Here is a 12,210-nt window from a genome sequence, read left to right on the forward strand (position 1 = left end):
GAAGGAATCCCCCCGTGAACCGCCGCAGCCATTCCGGGTCGTCGTCCGACGACCCGGGACATAGTCGCCCTTTCACTGAACACCCCGCCTCGCAGGCGGTGACCCCATGGTGACCGCCGTTCTGCTCCTCCTCGTCGGCCTCCTCGTCATCGCGCTGATCATCGCCGCGAACGGCTACTTCGTCGCACAGGAGTTCGCCTACATGTCGGTGGACCGCTCACGGCTGCGGTCTCGCGCCGACGGCGGCGACCGCGCCGCACAGCGCGCGCTGGCGGTGACGAAGCGGACGTCGTTCATGCTGTCGGGCGCCCAGCTCGGGATCACCGTGACCGGTCTGCTCGTCGGCTATGTGGCCGAGCCGCTCGTCGGCGAGGCCCTCGGCGTCCTGCTCGGAGGCGTGGGAGTCCCCGCCGCCATCAGCGTGACGGTGGGCACGGTGCTCGCCCTGGCCGTGGCGACGATCGTGCAGATGATCTTCGGGGAGCTCTTCCCCAAGAACCTGGCGATCGCAGCCCCCGAGCCGCTCGCGCGATGGCTGGCCCGCTCCACCCTCATCTACCTCGCCGCGCTGGGGTGGCTGATCGTCATCTTCGACAAGTCCTCCAACGCCCTCCTGCGGCTCATCCACGTCGAGCCGGTCCACGACGTCGACAGCAGCGCGACGGCGAAGGACCTGGAGCGCATCATCGAGGACTCCCGCCAGAGCGGCGATCTGCCCGAGGAGCTGTCGATCATGCTCGACCGGATCCTCGACTTCCCGGATCGCGACGTGGAGCACGCCATGGTGCCGCGCGCGTGGATCGACGCCGTCCGGCCCGATCTGTCGCTCGCCGACGCGAAGGTCCTGATGGCGCAGGCCCATTCGCGGTACCCGGTGATCGGCGAGAACGACCAGGCGGTCGGGGTCATCCACCTGACCGACCTGCTCGACACCGCCCTGCCCGAACAGGCACCGGTCCGGCAGATCATGCGGGAACCGCTCGTCCTTCCCGCGCTCATGCCGCTGCCGGTCGCGCTCGAGGAGCTGCTGGCCACGCGCAATGAGATGGCGTGCGTCATCGACGAGTACGGCGGCTTCGCCGGCATCCTCACCGTCGAAGACATCGCAGAAGAGCTGGTCGGAGAGATCACAGACGAGCACGACAGCGACAACTTCACCGGCATCGATGTGCACGGCGACGACACCTGGACGATCGACGGTGACGTGCACCTCGACGAGGTCGAGCGCGCGATCGGCCACGATCTGCCGCGCGGGGACTACGAGACCGTCGCGGGGCTGCTCATCGCCGAACGCGGGGACTTCCCCAAGCCGGGCGACCGCATCACCATCGCGCTCCCGGTGGCCGCCGCCGAGATCATCGACGACGACCCGATGATCACGCTCGTCGGCGTCGACGTCCGCGAGGTCGACCGGCACGTCCCGAGCCTGATCGACGTGTCGCTGCGGAGGCAGTCCGCGGCCGCCACGGAGGACGAGGACATCGAGGCACCAGAAGTCCACGAGACGCTCGACGAGGAAGGGGGCGAGCGATGAGCCCCGTCGTCGTGACGGTCGTCACCGCCGCGCTCATCGTCCTGAGCGCGTTCTTCGTCGTCATCGAGTTCGCCCTGCTCGGGGCACGACGGCACCGACTCGAGGAGCAGGCCGAGCGGAGCGCGTCAGCTCGCGCAGCCGTCCGCGGCATGAACGAGCTGACCGTCATGCTCGCCGGCGCGCAGCTGGGCATCACCGCGTGCACCTTCGCGCTCGGCGCCGTGACCAAGCCCGCGGTGGACGCGTGGCTGGGACCGGTGTTCGCCGGGTGGGGAGCTCCCGAGTGGCTCGCCGGCGGCGCGGCGTTCGCCCTGTCGCTGCTGTTCGTCACCTTCCTGCACCTCGTCGTCGGCGAGATGGCGCCCAAGTCCTGGGCCATCGCGCACCCCGAACTCGCGGCGCGCATCATCGGCCTGCCGGCACGCGCGTTCATCTGGCCGTTCCGCCCGCTGCTGCTGTGGATCAACCACATCGCGAACCGTCTCGTCGCGCGCGTCGGGATCGAACCGGTCGAACGTGCCGCGGCGGGCGGGCACGACGCCGACACGCTGCGGCACCTGGTGGAGTACTCCACCGAGGTCGGAGTGCTGGAGCCCGAGATCACCTCGCACATCTCGCACGCGATCGAGCTCCAGACGCTCACCGTGGCCGACATCGTCCGTCCGGATGCCGCCCCCACGGCCGTGGGCACGGACGCCACGCTCGCCGATGTACGCCAGGCCGCCGCGCGGACGAAGCACCTGCGCATCCTCGTCCTGGCGGGCGCGGATGAGCGGCCGGGCGTCGTGCACGTGCGCGACACCCTGCTCGAACCCGCGGACGCTCTGGTCGGCACACACCGCCGGGACGCGCACATCGTCCGCCCCGACGCCCCCGTGCACGAGGTGCTCCGCGACATGCGGGAGCGCGGCATGCAGCTGGCCGTCGTGATGGACGACGGCCGCATGACGGGTGTGGTCACGATCGCCGACATCATCGCGCGCGTCCTCCCCCGCCAGAGCACGGCCGCCTGAGGCGGCCGGTCAGCGGGAGAAGGTCCTCGCCACCGCATCCCACCACCGGGATGCGGTGGCGCGGTGCGCGTCGAAACGCTCCGCGGCGCGGGCCGAGACCGTCTCTCGCGACCCGGCGGCCCGAGACAGCGCACCCGCGGCGGCGCCCGCGTCCGCCAGGTCGTCGAGGTCCAGCACGGTGTCCTGACCCCAATGGCCGAGTGCGCCGCCGAGCTTGATGCGGGTGTAGTCGTCTGCGGCGAGCGCGACGATCGGCACGCCGGCCGGCGCGGCGAACACCGCGGGGTGATAGCGGCCGGTCACCAGAAGCCGCGCGCTGCGGGCGAGCGCGGCGGCACCGAGCGAGTCGCCGGTCGGCTCCACGCGACTGGGCTCGCTCATGCGGGCGCGGATGCGTTCGTGAAGCGCCGTGTCTCCGGACGGCTCCGCCGCGGATCCGAGCGGACCGAAGTGCGCGTGGAAGACGACCGGGCCGACGTCGCGGACGGCGCGGTCGAGGACGGCGGCGATGCGCTGCTCCACCTCGTCGGCGGGGCGGTGGGCGAACCACCCCGACAGACTCACCAGGACCGAGCCCGCGGCATCCGTCGACCGGCTCGGCCATCCCAGGAACGACGCATCGTCGACGGTCACGACCGCCTCGGCCCCCCAGGCGCGGACCAGCGCCGCCGAGTCCGACTCGCGCGTGCTCGTGAGCGCGGCGGTCCGGACGAGCTCGGCGACGCGCGCGGCGTCGGCGGGTTCGAGGTCGGGACCGAAGGTCTGCCCGCTGACGACGACGGGAAGGCCCCGCGCACGTGCCATCGCCGCGAGGGTGGAACGCTCGTAGATGTGCACCGGCCAGCGCGAGGCGAGGTTTCCGCCGCCGGCGTTGAGCAGACCGGATGCCGCGTCGAGCTCGCCGAGCACGCCGCGCGCCGGATCGTCGTCGGCGAGGTCTGCTTCGCCGCCCGCCGCGGCAACGAGTCGTGCTGCGCGGCGCTCGGCGGCGTCGCGATCGAGCCCGACGAAGCCCAGCCGCGGCACGGTGCGCACGCCGTAGCGTGCGGCTGACTCCTCCGGCGCCGACGACACCCCGACGACGTCGACGCCGCGCGCGGCAAGCTCGTCGCGCGCCGCCTCGAACATCGCCTCGTCGCCGATGTGCATCATGTCCGACACCACGCCGATGTCGCCGATCGCCAGCACGGCCATCGCCACTCCCTCTCGCCTCGCCGCGGCAAGTCACCTCGCGGTCGGAGCGACCGTGAGGATGCCGGGGGTTTTGTCAACCGTATGCTCCCGGCCACCCACCGCTACTACGATCGCATCTGCTCGCATGCGGCGAGACCGCGTGCGGAAGGGACCGGCCATGGGGATTCAGACGGCGATGGATCGGGTCGTGGAGGCCCCGTCGATCATCGAGGCTCTGCGCGCCGCGGACGACCTGGCCTTCGAAGCAGGACGCGACCCGAGCGTCCGCACCCTCCGCGTCCTCTCGGCCGCCCTCGGCGGCGCCGACGACATCGCCGCGCTCGCGTCGGTGCACGCGCTCGCCGAGATGCACGACGAAGAGGCGGGGCGGCTCCTGGTCTCGCTGATGTCGGACCACCGCGCGTTCGTCCGCGAGCACGCCGCCTGGTCACTGGCCCAGGGGCTTCCCCGGACTGCCGCCGTCGCCCGACTCATCGGCATGGTCGCCGCCGGCGGATTCTCGGGGATGCTGGCGCAGCACACCCTCGAGAAGTGGTCGGCCGGCGCAGGAGAACTGCTCGCCGTGGCCCTCGAAGCCGCCCTCAGTGGGCATCGCGAGACCGGGGCGCGCAGCCGTCTCGTCGAGACCTTGGGCCTGGTCCGTCAAACGCTCGCGACCCGCCCGCTGCGCCGCATCGCGCTCGACGACACGGAGCCGATCCGCGTCCGCGAGGCGGCGATCGCCGCGCTGGGCCAGCGCGAGGCGAACGCCGGAATCGTCGCGGACCTCGAGGACCTCCTGGCCACCGGCGGCCCCGTCGGGGACGTCGCCCGGCTCGCTCTGATCGACCTCGAGCCGCCGCACGCGACGGGCACCGTGCGGGGCGGGCTCACCGTCGCCCAGCTGTTCCTGCACGCGGACATCGACCCCACCCTGTCGTCGGCCGGCGCCGGCGACAACGGCGGGATCGCGACGCTCCTCGTTCGGCTGGGCAACGCCCTGGCCGTGCCGTCCGGTGAGACGGCTCCGTCGAGCGACGAGTCACCCGCCGTCGAGCGCGTGCTCACCATGTCCCGGGGGTCGGTCGCGCAGGCGAGCATCGATCTGCTCGACGTGGCCGGGACCGCGTCGGGGCACGTCTACGGGCACGTGCCGCTCGGAGACCAGCCGACGCCGTCGGCCGCGGCGTGGCCGCTGCGGGTGACGGCGCGTCGCGGCATCCGTCGTCTTCTGCGCGCCGCCGGGCAGGTGGACGTCCTCCACCTGCGGATGGCCGATGTCGGCAGCCTCGCTGCGGCCGACGTCGCGCGCGAGCTCGGCATCCCGACCGTGTTCACCGTCGCCCCCGATCCCCACAGCGTCATCCAGTCGATGGACCGTTCGGGGGCGCTCACCCGCGAGGGCTTCGGCGCGGCCGACCTCAAAGAGCACTTCTGGTTCCGCATCCGACTGGTGCAGAGCCTCGCCGGATCGGCCTCGCACACCGTCCTCTTCCCCCGCCCCGACCTGGCCCGCGACATGCGGGAGCTCGTCGGCATCGACATCGGCTCGCACCAGGAGCGCCACACGGTCGTGGCCGAGGGGGTCGACCTCGAGGTCGTCGATCGCTCGGTCGCGCAGGCGCAGCGCGCGATCGCCGGCGACATGCCCGCGCAGGACGGCTTCGCAGACCTCGCGGCGCTGCTCGACCAGCTGGACCCCGCGCGACGCGAACTGCCCCTGATCGTCTCGGTCGGCCGCCTGCACCGTGTGAAGGGCATGGCGACCCTCGTGGAGTCGTGGGCGGGGTCCCCGCTTTCGGAGCGGGCCAATCTGCTCGTCATCGGCGGAGACCTCGACGCGCCGTCGCTCGATGAGCGCGAGCAGCTCGATCTCATCGAAGCCGCCGTCCCGACTCCCGAGCGTGCCGCGCGGGGTCTCGTGATCGCCGGACACCGCCCGAACGATGTGACGGCGCGGTGGCTCGCCGCAACGCGATTCGGGATGCCGGGGCGTGCCGCCCCCGGCGGTGTCTACGCCTGCGCGAGCATCAAGGAGGAGTTCGGCATCGCCCTCCTCGAGGCGATGGCGACGGGACTCGTCGTCGTCGCCCCCGACGGCGGCGGCCCGGCGACCTATGTGGACCACGGTGACACCGGCTTCCTTGCCGCCACGTGGGATCGCGAGCGCCTCGTCGAGGCCATGACCGCGGCGCTCGATCGCGCCGGCGGGGCCGACGACGGTGTCGCCGAGCGCGCCCGCGAGGTCGTGTCGTCGCGCTTCACCATCCAGGCCATGGCCCGCGCTCTCGCACCCGTCTACTCGACCGTGGCGTCGATGGAGGAAGAGCTCATGCGCGCAGCGGGTCTGCCGGCATGACGCTCCTGGTCATCAGCCCGGACTACGCCTCGCACCTGCTCCCCCTCGCCACCCTCGCGACCGAGTGGCAGCGGAACGGCCACGACGTCGTCGTGGCGACGGGCCCGGCGACCCAACCGATCGTGTCGGACTTCGGCTTCGCACGCGTCGACCTGCCGCTCGGGAGGGGCGCCAACGCGGGTGTCATCCGATCGCAGGAGCAGCAGGCCGCCGAGGCCGCGTCACTCGAGGGCTTCTTCGCCGCCACCCGGCGCGGCATGGTCGAGACGCTGACCTACCAGGCCCGGGAGCGCCTGACGGATCTGATGTGGATGCCGGTTGATCGCGCCCGCGCGACCCTCGACGTCGTCGAGCGTGTCGCCCCCGACGCGATCATCGTCGACCACCTGGCATTCAGCGCGCGGCTGGCCCTGCACACGGCGGACGTCCCGTACGGCGACGTCGTGCTCGGGCATCCGTCGGCGCTGCCCGTGGCCGGCGAAGTCTACGGATTCCCGCCCGCCTGGCCGGCCGCGTTCGCACCGCGCGAGAGCGACCTGCGCGACCTGCGCGCCCTGTGCGAAGAGGTCTCCGCGCGCTTCGCGACCCAGTGGTCGGAGGCCGCGCGAGAACTCGACCCCGCCGCGACGGGCGTCGCGGATGCCTTCGCGCTCCACGGCGACACCGTTCTGTACAACTATCCGGACGCCCTCGCCGCCGGCGACGGTCGGTCGCTGCCCCCGCACGTGTTCCTCGGGTCGACGCGGCGCACCGAACGGCCGGATCCGCAGGTGGACGCGTGGATCGCCGAGGCCGGCGCGTTCGTGTACGTCAGCTTCGGGAGCTTCCTGTCGGTGCGCGGCGACGTGCTGGCGAGAGTGGCGGCGGCACTCCGGCGCCTCGGCGTCCGTGCGGCCATCGCGACCGGTGTGACGTCGCCCGACGAACTCGGCCCCCTCCCCGCCGACTGGCTGGTCCGCGACTACCTGCCGCAGGTGCGGCTGCTCGGCGCGGCATCCGCGACAGTCACCCACGGCGGGAACAACTCGGTGACGGAAGCGGCGGGGCAGGGGGTGCCGCTGCTGGTGCTGCCGTTCTCGACCGACCAGTTCGCCGGCGCCGCGGCGGTCGAGCGCGTCGGGGCGGGGCGAGCGCTCGATCCGAACTCGGCATCGGTGGACGATCTCACCTCGGCTGTCGCCGAACTCGTCGACCCGGCGTGGGGCGGCCGCGTGGCGCTCGAGAACATCGCCGCGGCCCAGCGGGCGCGGACGGGGCCCGAGATCGCCTACGCGACCCTCTCTGCTCCGACGAGCCCGACCAGCTGAGCCATCGCGGTGGGGTCGCCGGCCGCGGCGGTGTAGCGCTCCATGCGCGCCGCGTTGGCGTCGTACGCGGCGCCGGCGCGGACCTCTCCGATGTGGTGCAACGCGTAGACGCGTCCGGAATGGCGCTGGGGAGGCGCTCCGAGCAGGGTCTGGTGGGCGAGGAACCATGCGGCGTCCTCGAATCCCCAGCCGCGGAAGTTCTCGTCCTGACCGCCGTGGCGCTCCCACGTGCGCGGCGTGGCCACGTAGACACCGGAACAGGCGCCCTCGACCAGGTCGTACACGCAGTCGATGAGAGGCACGCCGGCGGCGAACTGCGTCGAGCCTTCGCGACCCAGCCAGCGGTACTCGTCGTAGGGCAGGTGGACGACGTCGCTGTCGCGGGCGGCGGCGATGGCCGCCCGCAGCGCGGCGGGCTCGGGCAGCGTGTCGGCGTCGCCGATGACGACGACCTGTTCGGGATCCGCGGCGCGCATGGCCGCATTCCGGCAGGCGGCGAGGACGAACGGCTGATCGTCGGTGTCGATCGTCTCCAGCGGAAGGTCCGGGAAGTGCGTGCCGTACCACTGGACGACGCGCTCGAACGCGTCGAGACGCGACGGCGCGGGACGCCACGGCAGCACGATCTTCGCGGGCGCGTCGGTGGGATGCTCGGGCACAGGCTGCTCCTCCTGGGGGACGGGGGCGGTCGGTGTCGAGCCGACGATGGAACGAGCCTACGACGTGTCCGCCGCGGCGCCCAGCACGCGCCTCACGCGGTCGGGGATGATCTCGCTCGCCGGCCCGAGCACGACGTCGTCGTAGAGGGTGACGTCGTCGTGCGCTTCGAGGTTGAGCAGCGCCGTCCGCGCGCCGACCGCGGCGGCGACCGCGTGCAGCGTCGAGGCGGGCGCGACCTGACTCGACGTGCCCACGACCCAGAACTCACGGCAGCCCTCGACGACGGCGTAGATCTCGTCGAGGTGGTGCACGTGTTCGCCGAACCACACCACGTCGGGGCGGAGCGCGCGCTCACCGCACACCGGGCAGGGCGGTTCCGGGGCGAGGTCCTCGGTCCACCGGGGCCGTGCCCCGCACGAGGTGCACCGGGCGCGGGCGAGCTCGCCGTGGATGTGGATGACGTTGCGCGACCCGGCGCGCTCGTGCAGATCATCGACGTTCTGGGTGATGATCACCACGTCATCACCGAGCGCCTGCTCCAGGTCTGCGAGCGCGCGGTGGGCGGCGTTGGGCTCGGCATGACGGGCGGCGAGCCGACGGGCGTCGTAGAAGGCGTGGACGAGAGCCGGGTTGCGCGCGAACCCCTCGGGGCTGGCCACGTCCTCGATCCGGTGGTCCTCCCACAGTCCGTCGGCCGCGCGGAAGGTCCGGATGCCGGACTCGGCCGAGATGCCGGCCCCGGTGAGCACGACGATCCGGGATGCCGTCACCCGGCGTCCTCGATGAGATGCAGCTGCGTTCCGTCGAGGTCGACGAGGTAGCCGGCGCGCCGGCCCCACTCCTGCAGAGCGACGGGGACCAGGCGCGGGATGCCTGACGAAGCCTCGGGGACCCCGGCGGCACGGATCTCGGCGTAGAGGCCGTCGAGATCGCCCACGCGGATGCTCGCCATGAACCAGCTGGAATAGGGATCGAGCTCCGGCGCGAGGAAGAACTCCAGCCGAAGCGTCCCCCGCGCGAGGATCAGCCACCCGCCGTCGCGGTAGTCCACCCCGAAGCCGAATCCACCATAGAAGTCCGCCGTCGCGTCGAAGTCCCGCGACGGCAGGTTCGGCACCGCTCGATCCGCCATGACCAGACGATACCGCCGGAGATTCCCCCGTGCACTCCGTCGCCGGGTGTGTGAGCATGAACTCACACGCGTCAGGAGCATCCCGCGGCAGCGACATCGAGGCCGGTGCGACGGGGCCTGGGATCGGAACGGCCATGCGCACCCTGGACTCCGCCGTGATCGACGCCGCCGCGGCGAAGAATTCCTTCAGCGGGGTGGTGAGCGTCCACCGGGGCTCGGAAGAGGTGTTCGCCCGCGCGTACGGCAGCGCGCACCGCGCGCTCGGCGCACCGAACACCCTCGACACCCGGTTCGCCATCGCGAGCGGCAGCAAGATCTTCACGGCGATCGCGACGCTGAAGGCCGTCGAGGTGGGCGCGCTGCGGTTGAATCAGCCGGTGCGCGAGGTGCTCCGCGATGATCTCCCGCTCATCGACGACGCGGTGACGATCGAGCAGCTCATCGCTCACACGTCCGGTATCGGGGACTACCTCGACGAGGACGCCGACTGGGATGTCGCGGACTACGTGCTCGCCGCGCCGGTGCACACCCTGGACACGGCCGCGGCCTTCCTTCCCCTGGTCGACGGGTTTCCGCAGAGATCCACGCCCGGAGCGGGCTTCTCGTACTGCAACGGCGCGTACATCGTGCTGGCCATCGTGCTCGAGCGGGTCATGGGCGGCACCTTCCACGACATCCTGCGGCGCCTCGTGTTCGCACCGGCGGCGTTGCCGCATACGGACTTCCTCCGGCTCGACGAGCTGCCGGGGTCCGCCGCCGTGGGCTACCTCTTCGACGCGGGCGATCGGGTCAACACCCTGCACCTTCCCGTCCTCGGAAACGGCGACGGCGGCGCGTTCACCACCGCTGGCGATCTCCATCGGTTCTGGCGGGCGCTGTTCGAGGGGCGGCTCGTGACCCCGGACGTCGTCGCCGAGATGACGCGCCCCCGCTACGACGTTCCCGATGAGGACATGATGTCGGGTCTCGGAGTCTTCCTCAGCCCCGATGGCGAGGCGGCGATCATCGAGGGGTACGACGCGGGCGTGTCGTTCCGCTCCACCCACATCCCGGCATCCGCGACGACGGCAAGTGTGCTCGGCAACAGCTCGGAGGGCGCCTGGCCGGTGATCGGGGCGATGGCCGAAGCGATTTCCTGATTCATGTCGATTCCGCTCGCCGCCGTTCGACGAGATAGTGAGAGGGGATGAAGGATCCCCACCGAACGAGGAGCAGGACGATGAAGCACATGCTGATCATGCGGGCGACGCAGGAAGGCGCGGAGCGCTACGCCGAGATGGACTTCGAAGCCGTCATCAACGCGATGGGTGCCTACAACGAATCGATGATGAAGGCCGGCGTCATGGTCAGCGGCGACGGCCTGGCCCCCGAGCCCGGCTACGTCGTGGAGTTCGGCGGCGACGCGCCGATCGTGAGCGATGGCCCTTACGGCGAGGTGCACGAGCTGTTCAACGGCTTCTGGATCATCGAGACCTCGACCGCCGAGGAGGCCCTGGAGTGGGCGAAGCGGTGCCCTCTCGGACCGGGCGGCAAGCTCGAGGTGCGGCGCGTGACCGATGAGAGCGACTTCGCCGACTTCGCCGACAACGAGTACATCCGGAAGGAGAAGGGCTGGCGCGAGGAGCTCGGCGCGAAGTGAGCGCTCCTGCGACCATCGGCCGTCCCGTGAGAGGCCGTGTCGATGGATGATGCTCGGCGCACGGTCGAGGCCGTCTGGCGCATCGAGGGCCTTCGGATCGTGGCATCCGTGGCCAGGATGACCGGCGACCTCGGCCTGGCCGAGGATGTCGCACAGGACGCGGTCCTCGAAGCGCTCGGGTCATGGCCGGATGCCGGCATCCCCGACAACCCCGGAGCGTGGCTGACGTCGGTGGCCAAACGTCGCGCCATCGACGCGTGGCGACGCCGCGAGCGACGGGATGAGCGCTACGCGGCGATCGCGCACACTCTGGACGAGGCTGCGGACGACGAGTGGGAGCTCATCGACGACGATGTCCTGCGCCTGGTCTTCACCGCGTGCCATCCGGCGCTCTCCCGCGAATCCCAGGTGGCGCTCACGCTGCGCGTGGTGGCCGGGCTCTCGACCGACGAGATCGCACGGATGCTGCTCACCGGTGTGCCGACGGTGCAGGCCCGCATCACACGAGCCAAGAAGACGCTCGCCGCCGCCCGGGTGCCGTACGAGCCCCCCGACCCGGCGGAGTGGCGGGCGCGTCTGGGGGCGGTGCTCGGCGTGGTCTACCTCGTCTTCACCGAGGGGTACGCCGCCACAGGCGGCACCCGCTGGGTGCGACCGGATCTGGCCGACGAGGCGCTGCGACTCGGTCGTATCGTGGTCGGACTGCTTCCGCACGAGCCCGAAGCGCTCGCGCTCGTGTCGCTCATGGAGTTCCAGCGTTCCCGGTTCGCCGCCCGCGAGACGCCCGACGGCGAACCGGTGCTGCTGGCCGATCAGGATCGCCGCCGCTGGGACCACGGCCAGATCGCACGAGCGGGGCGGATGCTGGCACGGTCGGACGCCGCCGCGGCGGCGCGGGGCACGGGCCGCGGCGCCTATGCGCTGCAGGCGGCCATCGCGCAGTGCCACGCGGTCGCGGCGAGCGTCGACGAGACCGACTGGGCGCGCATCGCGCTGCTGTACGACGTGCTGTCGCGCGTGGCGCCGGGTCCTGTGGTCGAGCTCAATCGGGCGGTCGCGGTGTCGATGTCGCAGGGTCCCGAACATGCGCTGCCGATCCTCGACCGCTTGGAAGAGGCGGGGGCGCTGCGAGGATCGCACCTGCTGCCGAGCGTTCGCGGCGAGCTCCTCGCACGACTGGGCCGGGTGGACGAAGCGCGCTCGGAACTGCGCACGGCGGCGGCGTTGACGGGCAACTCCTCGCAGCGGGACGTCCTGCTCCGCAAAGCGGATCGTCTGGTGAACACCGGCCCGACCGCGGCGAACCCGAGCCCCTGACCGGGACTTTTTCGCACCGCCGCTCACACCGATCATCCAGGTTTCGCACACGAACCGTCCAGACACGGTGGGCAGA

11 protein-coding genes are annotated in these 12,210 nt (G+C 71.7%); 7 read left to right on the top strand and 4 right to left on the bottom strand.

What is annotated here, in order from left to right; translation table 11 throughout:
* Positions 1 to 106 precede the first annotated feature (106 nt).
* Both NFR93_RS06270 and NFR93_RS06275 read left to right on the top strand, forming a co-directional pair.
* The gene (locus NFR93_RS06270) at positions 107 to 1,534 is read left to right on the top strand and encodes a hemolysin family protein (protein WP_251450927.1); all 1,428 of its coding nucleotides are present in this window, start codon (positions 107 to 109) and stop codon (positions 1,532 to 1,534) included.
* The gene (locus NFR93_RS06275; protein ID WP_251450929.1) at positions 1,531 to 2,547 is read left to right on the top strand and encodes a CNNM domain-containing protein; all 1,017 of its coding nucleotides are present in this window, start codon (positions 1,531 to 1,533) and stop codon (positions 2,545 to 2,547) included. The genes NFR93_RS06270 and NFR93_RS06275 overlap by 4 nt, the downstream gene beginning before the upstream one ends.
* A 9-nt stretch (positions 2,548 to 2,556) precedes the next feature.
* On the opposite strand, the gene NFR93_RS06280 is transcribed toward NFR93_RS06275, so the two are convergent.
* On the bottom strand, positions 2,557 to 3,741 hold the full coding sequence (locus NFR93_RS06280; protein ID WP_251450931.1) for a polysaccharide pyruvyl transferase family protein: 1,185 nt from the start codon (positions 3,739 to 3,741) through the stop codon (positions 2,557 to 2,559).
* Between the two features lie 157 nt (positions 3,742 to 3,898).
* Here NFR93_RS06280 and NFR93_RS06285 point away from each other — a divergent pair, with 157 nt between their 5' ends.
* The gene (locus NFR93_RS06285; protein WP_251450934.1) at positions 3,899 to 6,079 is read left to right on the top strand and encodes a glycosyltransferase; all 2,181 of its coding nucleotides are present in this window, start codon (positions 3,899 to 3,901) and stop codon (positions 6,077 to 6,079) included.
* Entirely contained in the window at positions 6,076 to 7,386 is a 1,311-nt protein-coding gene (locus NFR93_RS06290; RefSeq protein ID WP_251450936.1) for a glycosyltransferase, read from the top strand. Before NFR93_RS06285 ends, NFR93_RS06290 begins: the two co-directional genes overlap by 4 nt.
* Here NFR93_RS06290 and NFR93_RS06295 read toward each other — a convergent pair.
* Genes NFR93_RS06295 through NFR93_RS06305 form a run of 3 tightly spaced genes read right to left on the bottom strand, consistent with a single transcriptional unit; the run spans position 7,347 to position 9,178 of the window.
* Positions 7,347 to 8,045, bottom strand: a complete 699-nt coding sequence (locus NFR93_RS06295) for a hypothetical protein (protein WP_251450954.1) — start codon at positions 8,043 to 8,045, stop codon at positions 7,347 to 7,349. The two genes, NFR93_RS06290 and NFR93_RS06295, sit on opposite strands and share 40 nt — an antisense overlap.
* Before the next feature lie 57 nt (positions 8,046 to 8,102).
* Entirely contained in the window at positions 8,103 to 8,816 is a 714-nt protein-coding gene (locus NFR93_RS06300) for an NAD-dependent deacylase (RefSeq protein WP_251450955.1), read from the bottom strand.
* The gene (locus NFR93_RS06305) at positions 8,813 to 9,178 is read right to left on the bottom strand and encodes a bleomycin resistance protein (protein ID WP_251450956.1); all 366 of its coding nucleotides are present in this window, start codon (positions 9,176 to 9,178) and stop codon (positions 8,813 to 8,815) included. The genes NFR93_RS06300 and NFR93_RS06305 overlap by 4 nt, the downstream gene beginning before the upstream one ends.
* Positions 9,179 to 9,312: 134 nt before the next feature.
* Here NFR93_RS06305 and NFR93_RS06310 point away from each other — a divergent pair, with 134 nt between their 5' ends.
* From NFR93_RS06310 to NFR93_RS06320, 3 genes are all read left to right on the top strand, one after another.
* Entirely contained in the window at positions 9,313 to 10,317 is a 1,005-nt protein-coding gene (locus NFR93_RS06310; RefSeq protein ID WP_251450959.1) for a serine hydrolase domain-containing protein, read from the top strand.
* An 80-nt stretch (positions 10,318 to 10,397) separates the two neighbouring features.
* Complete coding sequence (locus NFR93_RS06315; RefSeq protein ID WP_251450961.1) at positions 10,398 to 10,817, top strand: YciI family protein; 420 nt, start codon at positions 10,398 to 10,400, stop codon at positions 10,815 to 10,817.
* Between the two features lie 42 nt (positions 10,818 to 10,859).
* Positions 10,860 to 12,134 carry an RNA polymerase sigma factor gene (locus tag NFR93_RS06320; RefSeq protein ID WP_251450963.1) on the top strand — a complete coding sequence of 425 codons (1,275 nt, stop codon included), beginning with the start codon at positions 10,860 to 10,862 and terminating at the stop codon, positions 12,132 to 12,134.
* Positions 12,135 to 12,210: the final 76 nt, after the last annotated feature.

The sequence above is a fragment of the Microbacterium sp. Marseille-Q6648 genome (assembly GCF_943181415.1).
GTDB lineage: Bacteria > Actinomycetota > Actinomycetes > Actinomycetales > Microbacteriaceae > Microbacterium.

Excerpts from the sequence above, each read along its gene's own strand:
- NFR93_RS06270 (WP_251450927.1), top strand. The coding sequence starts at position 107 with ATGGTGACCGCCGTTCTGCTCCTCCTCGTCGGCCTCCTCGTCATCGCG.
- NFR93_RS06275 (WP_251450929.1), top strand. The coding sequence starts at position 1,531 with ATGAGCCCCGTCGTCGTGACGGTCGTCACCGCCGCGCTCATCGTCCTG.
- NFR93_RS06280 (WP_251450931.1), bottom strand. The coding sequence starts at position 3,741 with ATGGCCGTGCTGGCGATCGGCGACATCGGCGTGGTGTCGGACATGATG.
- NFR93_RS06285 (WP_251450934.1), top strand. The coding sequence starts at position 3,899 with ATGGGGATTCAGACGGCGATGGATCGGGTCGTGGAGGCCCCGTCGATC.
- NFR93_RS06290 (WP_251450936.1), top strand. The coding sequence starts at position 6,076 with ATGACGCTCCTGGTCATCAGCCCGGACTACGCCTCGCACCTGCTCCCC.
- NFR93_RS06305 (WP_251450956.1), bottom strand. The coding sequence starts at position 9,178 with ATGGCGGATCGAGCGGTGCCGAACCTGCCGTCGCGGGACTTCGACGCG.
- NFR93_RS06310 (WP_251450959.1), top strand. The coding sequence starts at position 9,313 with ATGCGCACCCTGGACTCCGCCGTGATCGACGCCGCCGCGGCGAAGAAT.
- NFR93_RS06315 (WP_251450961.1), top strand. The coding sequence starts at position 10,398 with ATGAAGCACATGCTGATCATGCGGGCGACGCAGGAAGGCGCGGAGCGC.
- NFR93_RS06320 (WP_251450963.1), top strand. The coding sequence starts at position 10,860 with ATGGATGATGCTCGGCGCACGGTCGAGGCCGTCTGGCGCATCGAGGGC.